The following is a 15590-nucleotide window of genomic DNA, read 5'->3' on the forward strand; positions in this document are numbered from 1 at the left end:
GATATGCGTCACTGGACTTCGAAGATCCCGAGGGCCAGCGTCTGCGCCTGGTCAGCGATGGCGGCAAGGGCGGCAGCCATCCCTGGGCGCAAAGCCCGGTACCGGCCGAGCACCAGATCCGCGGGCTCGGGCCGATCGTCATCAGCGTTCCCGACATCACCAACACCGAGGCGGTGGTGACCACGGTGATGAACATGCGCAAGGCGCGCGACTATGCCTCGCCGGAGGGCCAGGTTCACGTCTTCGAAATGGGCGAGGGCGGGCCGGCGGCGGAGCTGCATGTCCTGGTGCAGCCGGGACTGGCGCCGGCACGGCAAGGTGCCGGTGCGGTTCACCATGTTGCCTTCAGGGCGCCGGACCAGGAAACGCTGCATCAATGGACGGCGCGGCTGGCCGAGTTCCGGCTGCCGTCGAGCGGCGAGGTCGAGCGCTATTATTTCCGTTCGCTCTACTTCCGCGAGCCGAACGGCATCCTGTTCGAGATCGCAACCGACGGTCCGGGGTTCACCGCCGACGAGCCGCTGGAAACGCTGGGGGAAAGCCTCGCCCTGCCGCCATTCCTCGAACCGAAGCGCGCTTCGATCGAGGCTGGCCTCAAGCCGCTGAAGTAGATCGTTTGCCGGTCAAAGGGCGCCGCGTTCCGGTTCGGGATCCCGGCGTCCGTTCTTTCTCAGGCAATGAACGACGTGCTTTGACAGCCGGGCGCGTTGCTGGTCAAAGGCGGCATGACGAAATTCCTCGCCCTTGTCATCGCCGGTTTCATGGTCATTCAACTGATCAAGCCGCTTGGCTGGCCAGGCCTCAAGCGACGCGGTGATTTCTGGAAGCTGGCACTGCTCGCCATGGCCGCGATTTCACTGGCGGCCGTGCTCGGGCATTTGACGTAGGACGCACTTGTCGTCGCTGCTCAATGGCCAAGCACCGGGCCGACCAGATGCTCGGCCCAGGCCCGGTAGCCTGCTTCCGAGGCGTGAAAGCCGTCCGAGGCAAAGCCGGCTTCCGGATTGGTGATCGGCAGGCGCGGCGCCGGCACCGCGCCGCGCTCCAGGCAAAGGCGTTCGCCCATCCGGTTCATGTCGGTGGCGCGGATCTCAAGGATCTTTCCGAGCAGCGGCGGCATGGCTGGCGCCCGCGTGAACTCCAGCACCGGCGACCACACCACGCGCGCTTCCGGCCATTTGGCGCGCAGGCCGTAGAGCAGGCCACCGAACTCCTTCTTGAAGCGCGGCACGGAGTGGAAATTCTTGGTGTCGTTGGTGCCGATGGCCAGCACGATATGCGTCCACGGATCGGCCGACAGATTGGGCAGCACATGGTCGCGGATCTGGCCGGACGTTGCCGAATTGAAGCCGGCCGCCCGCCAGCGCACGGCGCGGCCGGTGCTTTGTGAAATCAGCACGGCGAGTTGCGCGGCAAGCCCGTCTTCCGAATTGCCGATGCCGACCGAAGCGGCGGAGGAATCGCCCAGCACCAGAAGCGAGATTGCCGGTGCTGCGCCTGATATTTCGTGCATGACCGGCCCTTGCGCCGGCAGCATGCGCGTGGTGCGGCGTCGCACGCCGAGGCCTTGCCAGATATAGACCGGGAAGGCGAGCCAGGAGAGTAGGGCCGGGAAGCGCATGGCAGTACCGTTAAACGATCAGCGGCAGCCTTAGCGAATGTTTTGGCCGACGGGAACGATCTTCAATCGCAGCAACTCGCCTGCCCCGCCTGCTTGCCCTGATATTCGTCGTGCAGCCGCACCCAATCCATCAGGCCGTGATAGGGGCCGTTCTCGTTGCGGCCCTTCGGCGTCATGTCGAGATAGTCGTAGGCGCCGATCTGCGCCTCGCCGCCGCGGGCGCGCGACATGAAGGTGAGGAAGATGTCGCCGGTCTCGTCCCTGTAGAAGACGCTGGTGCCGGGAAGCTCCTTCGATGTCCGTGGACGGGTCTCGAAATTGTAGGTGGTGCAGCCGGCGGCGATCTGCTTGTCGGTGAAGGAGACCTGCATGTCGAAGTTGAAATCCGAGACATAGGACGACACCCAGTCGAACTTCCAGCCCATGCGCTGCTTGTAAGGCAGAAGTTCCGCCAGGGGAGCGCGCGAAACCACGACCAGCGACACGTCGTGATGCCGTAGATGCTGATTGGCGCCGTCGATATGGTCGGCAAGGAATGAGCAGCCCTCGCAATGATGGGTGCAGCCCGGCCCGAACATGAAGTGATAGACGATCAGCTGGCTGTTAGTGCCAAACAGGTCGGTCAGTCTGTTTGGCCCTTGTTCGGTCTCGAAGACATAGTCTTTCCTGATCTTCAGCCAGGGCAGTTCACGCCGTTCCGCGGCGATCCGCTCGCGAAACCGCGTCAGTTCCTTCTCGCGCGCCAGATGTGCCTTGTGCGCCTGGAACCAGTCTTCGCGCGAAACGATCTTGTTGCGATGCATGAACCTCTCCCTGAATGTCATCCCAAGGACGTTGGGGATGGGCGCAACCCGACATCGCCGGAGAGGAAATAAGGACGGAGAGGCTCCGCCCCAAGCCCTGCAAGTCACAAACAAAAAACCCGGGCGCATCGGCCCGGGTTCGAAGGAGGAAGAAAGGACTGTGATCAGGCGGCCTGTTCCAGGCTCGCCTTCCATTTTCCGAGCGCTGCCAGATGGTTCATGTGGGCGCGATGGGTGAAGGCGGCCTGGCCGGCGGCAACGTTCGAGGCTTTGCCGCTCCAGGCTTTCTGTGGCGCGGCCTGCAGCGCGCGACCATAGGAGAAGGTCAGCTTCCACGGGTGCGGCCCGATGGCGTTGATGGCGTTGAGATTGGCGGTCGCCTCTTCGTCTTCCTGGCCGCCGGAAAGGAAGGCGATGCCCGGCACCGCTGCCGGCACTGTCTCGCGGAACAGTTTTATGGTCTTTTCGGCGACTTCTTCGGGGCTGCTCACCTTGCCCGATTTCCTGCCGGCCAGCACCATGTTGGGCTTCAGGATGGTGCCTTCCAGCACGACGCGCGCCGCATGGAGCTCGTCATAGAGCTTGATCAGCGTTGCCTTCGAAATGTCGTAACAAGTGTCGATGTCGTGGGCGCCGTCCATCAGCACCTCCGGTTCGACGATCGGCACGATGCCGGCTTCCTGGCAGAGGGCGGCATAGCGGGCGAGCGCATGAGCATTGGAGCCGATCGAGGTCGCCGAAGGGACGCCCTTGGCGATATCGATGTCGATTACCGCGCGCCATTTGGCGAAGCGGGCGCCGAGCTTGTAGTAGTCGGCAAGCCGTTCGCGCAGGCCATCGAGGCCTTCGGTGACGGTGTCGCCGGGAAACCTGGCCAGCGGCTTGGCGCCGGCATCGACCTTGATGCCGGGGATGGCGCCGGCCGCCTTGATGATGTCGACCAGCGGCGTGCCGTCGGCGGCCTTCTGGCGGATCGTCTCGTCATAGAGGATGACGCCGGAGATGTAGCGGGTCATCGCCTCCCTGGTGCGGAACATCATCTCGCGGTAATCGCGGCGGCTGTCGGCGGTCGATTCGACGCCGATGACGTCGAAGCGCTTCTTGATGGTGCCGGAACTTTCGTCGGCGGCCAGCAGGCCCTTGCCATCGGCGACGATCGCAGCGGCAATGTCTTCGAGACGTTCGCTCATTGTTGCTTCTCCTGAAACGGTTGTTCCGCGCTTAACGGAAGTCTACCGCCAAAGGAATGGCATCGGAAAGCTCGAATCGATTGAAGCCTCGGGCGGCCTTGTTCGCTCTCCGAGTGTTGATCGCCTCGGAGCCTCAGCGCTTCAACACATCGACGCCGGGCAGCGGCTTGCCTTCCATCCACTCCAGGAAGGCGCCGCCTGCGGTCGAGACATAGGTGAAGTCGTCGGCGACGCCGGCGTGGTTGAGCGCCGCGACCGTATCGCCACCGCCTGCGACCGAGACCAGCTTGCCTTCCTTGGTGCGCGACGCCGCATGCTTGGCCGCCGCCACCGTCGCATGGTCGAAGGGCGCGATCTCGAAGGCGCCGAGCGGGCCGTTCCAGACCAGTGTCGCGGCGCGGTCGATCCATTCGCCGATGGTCGTCACGGTTTTGGCGCCGACATCGAGGATCATCCCGTCGGCCGGCACATCGGAGATGGCGACGGTCTCGCAGGCCGCGCCCGCCTTGAACTCCCTGGCGACGACGCCGTCGACCGGCAGGATGATGGCGCAGCCGGCCTCGGCCGCCTCGATCATGATCTGCTTGGCGGTTGAGGCGAGATCATGCTCGCACAGCGATTTGCCGACATCGGTGCCGCGCGCGGCGAGGAAGGTGTTGGCCATGCCGCCGCCGATGACCAGCGCGTCGACCTTCTTCACCAAGTTCATCAACAGATCGATCTTGGTCGAGACCTTGGCGCCGCCGACAATGGCGACGACCGGACGAACCGGTTTTCCCAAGCCCTTCTCCAGCGCCTCAAGCTCGGCTTGCATGGTGCGGCCGGCAAAAGCCGGCAACAGATGCGCCAGCCCCTCGGTCGAAGAATGCGCGCGGTGCGCGGCCGAGAAGGCGTCGTTGACGAAGATATCGCCATTGGCGGCGAGTTTTTCGGTGAAGGCCGGGTCATTCTTTTCTTCGGCCTTGTAGAAGCGAGTGTTTTCGAGCAGCAGCACGTCGCCCTTGTTCATGGCGGCGACAGCGCTTCCGGCCGTGTCGCCGACGCAATCCGAGGCGAAACCGACGGGGCGGCCGAGCACTTCTGCCGTGGCTTTGGCGATCGGCTCCAGCGAGAATTCGGGCGAAGGCCCATCCTTGGGTCGGCCGAAATGGGCGAGCAGGATGACCTTGGCGCCCTTGGCCGATAGCTCGGCGATGGTCGGTGCGATGCGTTCGATGCGGGTGGCGTCGGTGACTTTGCCCTCAGTGACAGGCACGTTGAGGTCGACGCGCACCAGCACGCGCTTGCCGCTGATGTTGCCGATATCGTCGAGTGTCTTGAAGGCGGCCATGCGGGTTCCTTTCGCGAAAAACCGGGGGACCATACCCCGCATCGGCGACGATGCAAGGCTTAGGGCGCGCTCGAACCGAAATTTTGAAGTGGGCACGATCTTGCACTGGCGGGCGGATGAATGGCTCCGCTCAATAGCGGGTTTGTCAGCTTTCGGTTGCTGCCTTTTCCGGCGCTGGCTCTGGGGCCGGTTTCTCGTCCGCCCGCGCCTCGTCCGCCTGCGCCTCGGTCGGCTTGCGCCAATTGCGGATGAAGGCGGAAAGACGGTCGCCGATTTCTCCGGCGCTGAGGAAGACCGGCACCCGCGCCACCGGCGCGGTCGGCTCGAACGACAGGCCGAGGCCTATGATCTTCCCCTTGTCGTCGACGTCGCGGACGATCAGTTCTATCGGGCCGAGCAGGACGCGGTCGGCATATTCGGCATGGCCGCCGAGCCGCGCCGTGACCAGCGCTCCAACGGTGAGCTTTTGCTCCGCTTCGGTCAGGCCCGGCGTATAGGCTGCTTCCAGTTCGGCGGCGGGGCGCGCTGGATCGACGGCGAAGGCGCCGAAGAAATCGGCATCTTCGGGATCGACCACGGCACGGCTGGCGAACAGCTTGTCGAGCAGGCGCGGATAGCGATCCGGGACGAAAATGTAGACCTGGTCGCCGGCGGCGAGCCGGCCCATGTCCTGGAAGCGCATCGAACGGCCGTCACGCAGCACCAGCGAGGGTCGCGCCCAGCGTGGGATGCGCTCGCCGCGCGCCACCGGGCTGCCGGGTGCGACGCGATAGGCGAGAAGCTCGTGATGGGCCGAACCCGGCAATTCCAGCTCGACCTTGTCCAGCGGTCCGAGCCGCGCCGGCACGATCAAACCGAGGCGGCGCGCCAGCGGTCCGACCGTCCAGCCCTGGATGACCAGCGAAACCAGAACGATGATGAAGGCGGTGTTGAAGATGACACGGCCATTTTCCAGCCCGCCGAGCAGCGGGGTGATGGCGAGCAGGATCGACACCGCGCCGCGCAGGCCGACCCACGAGACAAAGGCGACTTCGGGGCGCGGCATGCGGAACGGGATCAGGCAGAGCCAGACGGCGACCGGCCGCGCCACGAACATCAGGAACAGGCCGAGCAGCACCGCCGGCACCATGATCGCCGGGAATTGCGAGGGCGTCGCGAACAGGCCGAGGATGAGGAACATGATGATCTGTGCCAGCCATGACATGCCGTCCTGGAAGCGCTTGAGGATGGTGACGGCGCGGATATCGGAATTGCCCGAGATGAGGCCGGCGATATAGACCGCCAGGAAGCCAGAGCCGCCAATGGCGCCGGCGGCGGCAAAGACCATCAACGACAAGGTCAGCACGAAGATCGGCAGCAGGCCATGGTCGAGATTGAGCCGGTCGACGAGACGCACGATGGCGAGGCCGCCGAGCACGCCGACGACAGCGCCAAGGCCCATGTTGAGGAGGAAGCCGAGGAAAAGGCTGGTGACCAGGACGTTGGTCTCGGGATTGGCATGAGCGGCGATGATCTCGACCAGCGTGATGGTCAGGAAGATGGCGATGGGGTCATTGGTGCCGGATTCCACCTCGAGCGTCGAGCGCACGCGTTCGCGCAGATTGATCTCGCCGGCACGCAGCAGGAAGAACACGGCGGCCGCATCGGTGGAGGCGACGGCGGCGCCGAGCAGGAAGGATTCCAGCCAGGTGAGGTCGAGCAGATAGTGGGCGGCGGCGCCGAACAGGCCGGTGGTCAGAATTACGCCGAAGGTCGCCAGCGACAACGCCGGGCCGGCTGCCTGCCGCAAGGCGTTGAGCGGCGTGCCGAAGCCGGAATCGAACAGGATGACGGCCAGCGCCAGTGAGCCGGCAAAATAGGCGATGCGGGCATTGTCGAACTGGATGCCGAGACCGTCGGTGCCGGTGGCGAGGCCAATGCAGAGGAACAGGAGCAGAAGAGGGGCGCCGAAGCGGAAGGCGATCAGGCTCGAAAACGCGGCGGCGACGACAAGCGCTGTGCCGACCAGCGTGACGAGATAGATCGCATGCTCCATCCTGAAATCAGCCCCTCAAATTTGTCTGTCTCCTGCTTTGCGAGAGAGTGGGGCGAAGACGTGACCAGTGCAAGGCGGCAGGGTGGCTTTTTGGTCTATGCCGCTGATTTTCGGATGTTTTGGCGCCCGGGACACAATTTGGGAAGGCGCAAGCTGCGCTCATGAAAAACGCCCGGGCAAAGCCGGGCGTTCCAAGTCTCGAAAAGAGGGCTTTGTGATCAGGCGATGGTCTTGCCGAAGGCGACCGATGTGTCGCCCATGCGGTTGGAGAAACCCCATTCATTGTCGTACCAGGAGAGCACCGATACGAAATTGCCGTCCATCACCTTGGTCTGGTCGAGCGCCATGATCGAGGAGCGCGGATCGTGGTTGAAGTCGATCGACACGTTCGGGTGATGGGTGACGCCGAGAATGCCCTTGAGCTTGCCGTTGGAGGCGGCGATCACCGCTTCGTTGATCTCCTGCACCGTGGTCGACCGCTTGGCGATGAACTTGAAATCGACGACCGAGACGTTCGGGGTCGGCACGCGGATCGAGATGCCGTCGAGCTTGCCCTTGAGGTCGGGCAGCACCAAGCCGATCGCCTTGGCGGCACCGGTCGAGGTCGGGATCTGCGACAGCGCCGCGGCGCGGGCGCGGTAGAGATCCTTGTGCATGGTGTCCAGCGTCGGCTGGTCGCCGGTGTAGGAGTGGATCGTCGTCATCATGCCTTTTTCGATGCCGACCGTTTCGTGCAGCACGGCTGCCAGCGGCGCCAGGCAGTTGGTGGTGCACGAGGCATTCGAGATGACGATATGATCCTTGGTCAACTGGTCGTGGTTGATGCCGTAGACCACGGTGAGGTCGGCGCCTTCGGCAGGGGCCGAAACGATGACGCGCTTGGCGCCGGCGGTCAGGTGTGCCGCTGCCTTGTCGCGGGCGGTGAAGATGCCGGTGCATTCGAGCGCGATGTCGATGCCGAGTTCCTTCCACGGCAACTGCGTCGGATCCTTGATCGCGGTGACCTTGAACGTCTCCTTGCCGACGGTGATCTGGTCGCCGGATACCGAGACTTCATGCGGGAAGCGGCCGTGCACGCTGTCATAGCGCAAGAGGTGCGCATTGGTCTCGACTGGGCCGAGGTCGTTGACGGCGACGACGTCGATGTCCTTGCGGCCGGATTCATGGATAGCGCGCAGGATGTTGCGGCCGATGCGGCCAAATCCGTTGATGGCAACTCTGACGGTCATAATTCTCTCCCTGGGAGTTGGAGGGCGGACGAGGGGTCTGCAGTTTCATAGCGGCGGAAGCAGAAAGAATCCAGCCGCACTGGCGTGGATTTAAATCGATTAAGTTGAGCCAGCCCGGCGAAGCCGTTTTCGCGGTTTCGCCGAACTGGCCCAGAATCTTACTTGGCGTGCAGGCGGGCTTCCGCCGCCTTGGCCGCGGCCTCGGCGGTAATGCCGAAATGCGGATAGAGTTGCTCGATCGTGCCCGACGCGCCGAAGCGGGTCATGCCGACGAAGATGCCGTCTGAGCCGATCAGATGATCCCATCCCTGGCGGATGCCGGCTTCGATCGCCATCTTGATCGGCGCATTGCCGATCGTCTTCTTGCGGTAGTCGTCGCTCTGCTGGTCGAACAGTTCGAAGCAGGGAACCGAGACGACGCGGGTCGGATGGCCGTGCTTTTCCAACAGCTCGCGCGCGCCAAGTGCGATCTCGACCTCGGAGCCGGTGGCGAAGATCGTTATCGCCGCCTCGCCGCTGGCGGCGGCCAGCTCATAGGCTCCCTGGCTGCTGAGGTTCTTGGCCGTGAATTCGGTGCGCACCGTCGGCAGGTTCTGGCGGGTCAGCGCCAAGGTCGACGGCGTCTTTTCCGACTCCAGGGCGATCTGCCAGCATTCCGCGGTTTCGACCGCGTCGGCCGGGCGGAAGACATTGTGGTTGGGGATCGCGCGCAATGCCGCCAGATGCTCGACCGGCTGGTGGGTCGGGCCGTCTTCGCCCAGACCGATGGAATCATGGGTCATGACGAAGATCGAGCGGATGCCCATCAGCGAAGCCAGACGCATTGACGGGCGGGCATAATCGGAGAAGCACAGGAAGGTGCCGCCATAGGCGATGAGGCCGCCATGCAGCGTCAAGCCATTGATGGCGGCCGCCATGCCATGTTCGCGAATGCCGTAGTGGACATAACGCTGGCCGTAATCGTCGGGCGTAATGTTCTTGGTCTGGCTGGTCTTGGTGTTGTTGGAGCCGGTCAGGTCGGCGGAGCCGCTTATGGTTTCCGGCACGGCGCCGTTGATGACCTCCAGCGCCATTTCCGAGGATTTGCGGGTGGCGACCTTCGGCTTGTCGGCCGACAGCTTCTTCTTGTAGTCGGCGATGACGGCGTCGAAATTCGACGGCAGCTTGCCGGCGAGGCGGCGTTCGAACTCGGCCTTCAACTTGGGCTCGGCCTTGGCCAGACGTCCCTCCCAGTCGGTGCGCGGCTTGGCGCCGGTTTTACCGGCGGCGCGCCATGCGTCAAGGATGTCGGCCGGAATCTCGAAGGGCGGCGAGTCCCAGTTGAAGAATTTGCGCGCACCGGCGATCTCGTCGGCGCCGAGCGGCGAACCGTGCGCCTTGTTGGTGCCGGCCTTGGTTGGAGCGCCGAAGCCGATGGTCGTCTTGCAGGCGATCATCGTCGGCTTGTCGGAGTGACGAGCGGCTTCGATGGCATAGGCGATGGCTTCCGGATCGGTGCCGTCGATGTGGCTGGCGTTCCAGCCCGAGGCCTGGAAGCGGGCGACCTGGTCGGTGTTGTCGGCAAGCGAGACCGGGCCGTCGATCGAGATGTTGTTGTTGTCCCAGAAGACGATCAGCTTGTTGAGCTTGAGATGGCCGGCAAGCGCGATGGCTTCCTGGGAAACACCTTCCATCAGGCAGCCGTCACCGGCCAGTACGTAGGTGTAATGGTCGACGAGGTCGTTGCCGAAGGCTGCGTTCATGATGCGCTCGCCGAGCGCGAAGCCGACCGAATTGGCGAGACCCTGGCCGAGCGGGCCGGTGGTCGTCTCTATGCCGGTGGCATGGCCGTATTCGGGATGGCCGGCGGTCTTCGAGCCCAACTGGCGGAAATGCTTGATCTGGTCGATCGTCATGTCCTCGTAGCCGGTCAGGTGCAGCAGCGAATAGAGCAGCATCGAACCGTGGCCGGCCGACAGGATGAAGCGATCCCGGTCGGGCCAATGGGGGGCCTTCGGATCATATTTCAGGAACTTCGTGAACAGCACCGTGGCGATGTCGGCGCAGCCCATGGGCAGGCCGGGATGGCCGGAGTTTGCCTTCTCGACGGCGTCCATGGAGAGAAAGCGGATCGCATTGGCCATCCGGTCATGTTGTTCACGCGACGTCATGGTTCCTCCAGAAGTGGGGGTTTGGGGGCTTGGGAGAGCCCTTGAAAAGGGTGCGCGACACATAGCAGGCGCGGGCTTTTAGTCAACAAATCGGGTGCACATTTGCCGGTCTTGTGATGCCGGCGGCGGACCTACATTAGCGTTAGCGGGGGACAGTCGCGAGAGCTTTGTTGACGTTGCCTTCACCCGGTGCCTAATGTTTCAGGGATAACGCGTTCTGAACGTGAACGATTCGGTGATGGGCAGGGCACAGGACGAAGGCCATGACCGGGGAAGCCACACTCAAGGAAGTCATCGCGAGGCTGGGCAAGGCCATCGAGGGGCTGGAAAACGCCGTCGCGGCCAAGCTCGAGCATGAACGCGACTACTCCGAAGCCGAGGCCGAGGTGCAGCGGATGAACGCCGATCGCTCGCGGCTGGCGCAGGAACTCGACAATTCCGAAGCGCGCGCCGAACGGCTGGAAGATGCCAACAAGGAAGTCTCGCGACGTTTGGTGACCGCCATGGAAACCATCCGCGCCGTGTTGGACAGATAGGAGCTGGCCCGATGGCACAGGTCACGGTTTCAATCGACGGCAAGCAGTATCGCATGGCCTGCGACGAGGGCCAGGAAGAGCATCTGATCGATCTTGCCGAACGTTTCGACCGCTATGTTTCACACCTGAAGGACTCGTTCGGCGAGATTGGCGATCAGCGGCTGACCGTGATGGCCGGCATCATGGTGATGGATGAACTCTCGGAGTTGCAGAAACGCGTCAAGGGCATGGAAAGCGAAGTGCTGACCTTGCGCAAGACCCGCGACGAGGCTCTGACCAAGGCCGACAAGAGCGATAGCGTGCTGACCAACGCGCTCAGCGCGCTGGCACAGCGCATGGAAGACCTGACTGTGACAATGGCGGTCAACAAGAGCTGAGGCAGGATCTCTCCTGTCCAGCCCAACAGGCTCTCATCCGCGTGCCGAGCATTCGGCAGCATAAAAATGCTCGCCTGCCACCGACAAGAGTTTCATATTGTCTTGCAGTCACGATTTTTGCGCTAAGATGCAACGATGCCCGGGCGGGGCAGTTCGATGGCAGCATGGGTTGCCGCTTGTCGTTCCTCGCTGCCGACGGGTTCCGTTTACAGGGGAGATGTACCATGAGCCTTCGTATCAACGACATTGCGCCGGATTTTACCGCCGAGACCACGCAAGGGACGATCAAATTCCACGACTGGATCGGGGACGGATGGGCGATCCTGTTCAGTCATCCCAAGAATTTCACGCCGGTCTGCACGACCGAGCTTGGCACGATGGCGGGGCTCGAAGGCGAATTCAAGAAGCGCAACGTCAAGATCATCGGCATTTCGGTCGATCCGGTCGAAAGCCACGGCAAGTGGCAGGACGACATCAAGACGGCGACCGGCCATTCGGTGAACTACCCGCTGATCGGCGACAAGGACCTCAAGGTCGCCAAGCTCTACGACATGCTGCCGGGCGGTGCCGGCGAGACGTCGGAAGGCCGCACACCGGCCGACAATGCCACGGTGCGCTCGGTCTATGTCATCGGACCGGACAAGAAGATCAAGCTGGTGCTGACCTACCCGATGACCACGGGCCGCAACTTCGATGAGATCCTGCGTGCGGTCGATTCCATGCGGCTGACCGCCAAGCATCAGGTGGCGACGCCGGCAAACTGGAAGCAGGGCGAGGACGTCATCATCACCGCTGCCGTCTCCAACGAGGACGCGATCAGGCGCTTCGGCGCTTATGAGACCATCCTGCCGTATCTGCGGAAGACCAAGCAGCCCTCTGCCTGACCGCTCCTCGGAACAGTTTTTGGCTTTCCTGTCGCCGCGAGCGAAATGATACTTGACTGGCTCACCCGAGCGGACAACCATGCTCCTCTCGGGTGTCGTCAGAGAAAATCATTCCTGACGACCGAGAGTTGGGGAAGCCAGAATTGGACGTAGCTTTGGCCAGGCCGCAGGTCAGCGGCTTCTACGACAAGCCGACCGGGGCCATCCAGTATGTCGTCGCCGACCAGGCGACGAAACGCTGCGCCATCATCGATCCGATCCTCGATTTCGACGAGAAATCCGGTGCTACGGCAACGACGAATGCCGATATCCTGCTCGACTTCGTCAGCGAGCAGGGGCTGAGCGTCGAATGGATCCTCGACACCCATCCGCACGCCGATCATTTCTCGGCGGCGCACTATCTGAGGGAGAAGACCGGAGCGCCGACAGCGATCGGCGACAGGGTCGTCGACGTCCAGAATTTGTGGAAGGCGATCTACAACTGGCCGGATTTTCCCGCCGACGGTTCGCAGTGGGACAGGCTGTTTGGTGAAGGCGAAACCTTCACGGTCGGCACGCTTCCGGCCAAGGTGCTGTTCTCGCCCGGCCATACGCTGGCGTCGATCACCTATGTGATCGGCGATGCCGCCTTCGTCCACGACACGCTGTTCATGCCCGACAGCGGCACAGCGAGGACGGACTTTCCCGGCGGCAGTGCCGCGCGGCTCTGGCGCTCGATCCAGGACATACTGGCGTTGCCGGACGAGACGCGGGTGTTCGTCGGTCATGACTATCAGGCCGGCGGCCGCGAACCCTTGTGGGAAAGCACGGTCGCCATACAGAAGGCGACCAACACCCATCTTGCCGCCGTCCGCAGCGAGGCCGAGTTCGTCGCCCTGCGCGAAGCGCGCGACAGGACGCTGCCGATGCCGCGGCTGATCCTGCATGCGCTGCAGGTCAACATGAATGGCGGGAGGCTGCCCGAACCCGAAGCGAATGGCCGGCGGTATCTAAAGTTTCCGCTGGATGGGCTTTGAGAGATCGCTGCCGGCGAAGCTGCAATCTCCCCCTTGCAGGGGAGATCGGATGTCGCCTCCGCTTTCGCCAACCACACAAGAAAAAAGCGGCGCCAGTTTCCTGGCGCCGCCTTTAGATCTTGTTGCCTTTAGCCGGCTTTAGGCTGCGGGCTGCGCCTCAATGGTGCGCAGCGCCTGGGTCTGGCGCTTGGCGGCGGCCTTGACCGCATCCTGCACCTTCTCGAAGGCGCGCACCTCGATCTGGCGCACGCGCTCGCGGCTGATGTCGAATTCGGACGAAAGCTCTTCCAGCGTCAGCGGCTCCTCGGCGAGGCGACGGGCCTCGAAGATGCGCCGCTCGCGCTCGTTGAGCACGGCAAGAGCGCCCGACAGCATGCCGCGCCGGTTTTCCAGCTCGTCCTGCTCGATCAGCATCTCTTCCTGGCTTTCGTGGTCGTCGACCAGCCAGTCCTGCCACTCGCCGGACTCACCTTCGCTCGCCCGGATCGGGGCATTGAGCGAGGCATCGCCCGACAGGCGGCGGTTCATCGACACCACTTCGGCTTCGGAAACGTTCAGCCTGGTGGCGATCTCGGCGATCTGATCGGGCTTCAAGTCGCCGTCGTCGAGCGCCTGGATCTTGCCCTTCACCTTGCGCAGGTTGAAGAACAGGCGCTTCTGGTTGGCGGTCGTGCCCATCTTGACCAGGCTCCACGAGCGCAGGATGTACTCCTGGATCGAGGCCTTGATCCACCACATGGCATAGGTCGCGAGGCGGAAGCCGCGCTCGGGTTCGAATTTCTTGACGGCCTGCATCAGGCCGACATTGCCTTCCGAGATCACTTCGCCGATCGGCAGGCCATAGCCGCGATAGCCCATGGCGATCTTGGCGACGAGCCTGAGGTGGCTGGTGACGAGCTTGTGCGCAGCGGAGGTGTCTTCATGCTCGGCATAACGCTTGGCGAGCATGTACTCTTCCTGCGGCTGCAGCATGGGAAAGCGGCGGATTTCTTCCAGGTAGCGGCTGAGGCCGCCTTCGCCGGAAACGATACTGGGTAATGACTGGGCCATGATAGCGCCCCCTCTCTATTGGAGTGATGCCCCCGAAACGCGGCGGGCATGTGACGCGAGCACCAAAAGGCTCGCCCGCGACATCGGATCTTATACAGGAACAAAACCAGAAAAGACAGGCATTTGTTCAACACGAAACAGTGTGTCACGGTGAAGTGAACAATGTCAGTCAGGTTTTTTGATGGCTTGTCGGTGACGGGTTCAGAGTTTGCGGAAGCCGCCGACGAGTTCCTCCATGTCCCTCGGTAACGGCGCCTCGAACCTCATCGTTAGATGGGTAGTGGGGTGGCGAAATGCAAGGAGCCAGGCATGCAAAGCTTGCCGGGGAAATGCCTTGACCTGGCTTTTCAGCGGTTCCGGCAGCCGGTTGGCCTTGGTGCGGAAGGCCTGGCCATAATCGGGGTCGCCGATCACCGGATGACCGATATGCGCCATGTGGACACGGATCTGGTGGGTGCGGCCGGTCTCCAGCCGGCATTCGACCATGCTGGCGGTGGCGAACTCCTGTTGGCTCTCGCCGAAGCGCTCCTGCACGGCAAAGTGGGTGACCGCATGGCGGGCGTCGTCGCGTCCTTCCGGCACCACGGCACGGCGCACGCGGTCGGCGGCGCGGCCGAGAGGCGCGTCGACCCTTCCGGTCGGCCTCTGCGGTATGCCCCAGACCAGCGCCAGATAGGCACGTTCGAGATCGCCGGTGAGGCCGTGATCGGCGAAAGCCTCGGAGAGTGACTTGTGGGCGCGGTCAGTCTTGGCGACCACCATGACGCCGCTGGTCTCCTTGTCGAGGCGGTGAACGATGCCTGGCCGCCGCACGCCGCCAATTCCGGAAAGGCTGTCGCCGCAATGATGGATCAGCGCGTTGACCAGCGTACCGGTCCAGTTGCCCGCTCCGGGGTGCACGACAAGCCCGGCCGGCTTGTTGATGACAATCAGCTCGTCGTCCTCATAAAGCACATCGAGTGCGATGTTCTCGCCCTGCGGCTCCGCCGGCTCCGGCTCCGGCATGGTAACCGACACGCTTTCGCCCGGCGCCATCTTGCGCTTGGTCTCATCGATCAGCTTGCCGTCGACCGAGACCGCGCCCTGCCTGATCAGCATCTGCACGCGGCTGCGTGACATGTCCGGACCAAGCCTTGCCGCCAGCCACTGGTCGAGGCGCTGACCGGCCGCGTCCGCATCCGCCACCAGCACGGTCGGTACCGCCTCTATCAATTCAGGGGCCTCTTCGTTATGAGCGCTCATTGAAAAACCGTTCCGGAACTGTTTGCCATGGCCAGCCCGATCGCCGAAGAAGACCAGGATAAGCCGCTCGACCCCGAGGCCGAAAAGGTGCGCAGGAAACTCGTCCGCTTCGTCGGGATCAATCTCG

General features: G+C 63.3%; 15 protein-coding genes and 1 pseudogene. 7 read left to right on the forward strand and 9 right to left on the reverse strand.

All coding sequences use genetic code 11. From position 1 onward, the window contains the following. Nucleotides 1-611, forward strand: a 611-nt coding sequence (locus tag EOA22_RS38555; protein WP_245478582.1) for a VOC family protein, incomplete at its 5' end; no start/stop codon positions are given. A gap of 96 nt (nt 612-707) precedes the next feature. Further along, complete coding sequence (locus tag EOA22_RS02080; RefSeq protein ID WP_032809263.1) at nt 708-887, forward strand: hypothetical protein; 180 nt, start codon at nt 708-710, stop codon at nt 885-887. A gap of 20 nt (nt 888-907) precedes the next feature. Here the strand turns inward: EOA22_RS02080 and EOA22_RS02085 are convergent, their stop codons facing one another. The 7 genes from EOA22_RS02085 to tkt form a co-directional block, all read right to left on the reverse strand. Continuing rightward, nucleotides 908-1621: an SGNH/GDSL hydrolase family protein gene (locus tag EOA22_RS02085; RefSeq protein ID WP_063169158.1), complete on the reverse strand. Its 714-nt coding sequence runs from the start codon at nt 1619-1621 to the stop codon at nt 908-910. A gap of 62 nt (nt 1622-1683) precedes the next feature. Then, nucleotides 1684-2424 (reverse strand): thioredoxin family protein, encoded by a 741-nt coding sequence (locus EOA22_RS02090; protein WP_063169157.1) that lies wholly within the window; start codon nt 2422-2424, stop codon nt 1684-1686. A gap of 164 nt (nt 2425-2588) precedes the next feature. Beyond that, entirely contained in the window at nt 2589-3614 is a 1026-nt protein-coding gene (locus EOA22_RS02095; protein ID WP_024502995.1) for a class I fructose-bisphosphate aldolase, read from the reverse strand. 133 nt (nt 3615-3747) lie between these two features. Beyond that, on the reverse strand, nt 3748-4944 hold the full coding sequence (locus EOA22_RS02100; RefSeq protein WP_013529247.1) for a phosphoglycerate kinase: 1197 nt from the start codon (nt 4942-4944) through the stop codon (nt 3748-3750). Between the two features lie 145 nt (nt 4945-5089). Further along, nucleotides 5090-6979 carry a potassium/proton antiporter gene (locus EOA22_RS02105; RefSeq protein ID WP_013529248.1) on the reverse strand — a complete coding sequence of 630 codons (1890 nt, stop codon included), beginning with the start codon at nt 6977-6979 and terminating at the stop codon, nt 5090-5092. A 218-nt stretch (nt 6980-7197) separates the two neighbouring features. Then, nucleotides 7198-8208, reverse strand: a complete 1011-nt coding sequence (gene gap / locus EOA22_RS02110) for a type I glyceraldehyde-3-phosphate dehydrogenase (protein ID WP_013529249.1) — start codon at nt 8206-8208, stop codon at nt 7198-7200. A gap of 158 nt (nt 8209-8366) precedes the next feature. Beyond that, entirely contained in the window at nt 8367-10358 is a 1992-nt protein-coding gene (gene tkt, locus EOA22_RS02115; protein WP_063169156.1) for a transketolase, read from the reverse strand. A 263-nt stretch (nt 10359-10621) separates the two neighbouring features. Here tkt and EOA22_RS02120 point away from each other — a divergent pair, with 263 nt between their 5' ends. From EOA22_RS02120 to EOA22_RS02135, 4 genes are all read left to right on the forward strand, one after another. Continuing rightward, nucleotides 10622-10894: a DUF4164 domain-containing protein gene (locus EOA22_RS02120; protein ID WP_013529251.1), complete on the forward strand. Its 273-nt coding sequence runs from the start codon at nt 10622-10624 to the stop codon at nt 10892-10894. A gap of 11 nt (nt 10895-10905) precedes the next feature. Continuing rightward, nucleotides 10906-11271 (forward strand): cell division protein ZapA, encoded by a 366-nt coding sequence (locus EOA22_RS02125; protein ID WP_013529252.1) that lies wholly within the window; start codon nt 10906-10908, stop codon nt 11269-11271. A 224-nt stretch (nt 11272-11495) separates the two neighbouring features. Beyond that, nucleotides 11496-12155 (forward strand): peroxiredoxin, encoded by a 660-nt coding sequence (locus EOA22_RS02130; protein WP_063169155.1) that lies wholly within the window; start codon nt 11496-11498, stop codon nt 12153-12155. A 143-nt stretch (nt 12156-12298) separates the two neighbouring features. Next, nucleotides 12299-13171 carry an MBL fold metallo-hydrolase gene (locus tag EOA22_RS02135; RefSeq protein WP_063169154.1) on the forward strand — a complete coding sequence of 291 codons (873 nt, stop codon included), beginning with the start codon at nt 12299-12301 and terminating at the stop codon, nt 13169-13171. Between the two features lie 138 nt (nt 13172-13309). On the opposite strand, the gene rpoH is transcribed toward EOA22_RS02135, so the two are convergent. Continuing rightward, on the reverse strand, nt 13310-14221 hold the full coding sequence (gene rpoH / locus EOA22_RS02140; protein ID WP_013529255.1) for an RNA polymerase sigma factor RpoH: 912 nt from the start codon (nt 14219-14221) through the stop codon (nt 13310-13312). A gap of 201 nt (nt 14222-14422) precedes the next feature. Continuing rightward, a complete protein-coding gene (locus EOA22_RS02145; RefSeq protein WP_013529256.1) occupies nt 14423-15463 on the reverse strand; it encodes an RluA family pseudouridine synthase in 1041 nt (346 codons plus the stop codon). Nucleotides 15464-15490: 27 nt separating this feature from the next. Here EOA22_RS02145 and EOA22_RS38560 point away from each other — a divergent pair. Beyond that, nucleotides 15491-15590, forward strand: a pseudogene (locus tag EOA22_RS38560) (fimbrial protein); the annotation flags it as partial.

The sequence above is a fragment of the Mesorhizobium sp. M7A.F.Ca.US.014.04.1.1 genome, assembly GCF_003998745.1.
GTDB classification, from domain to species: Bacteria; Pseudomonadota; Alphaproteobacteria; order Rhizobiales; family Rhizobiaceae; genus Mesorhizobium; species Mesorhizobium ciceri.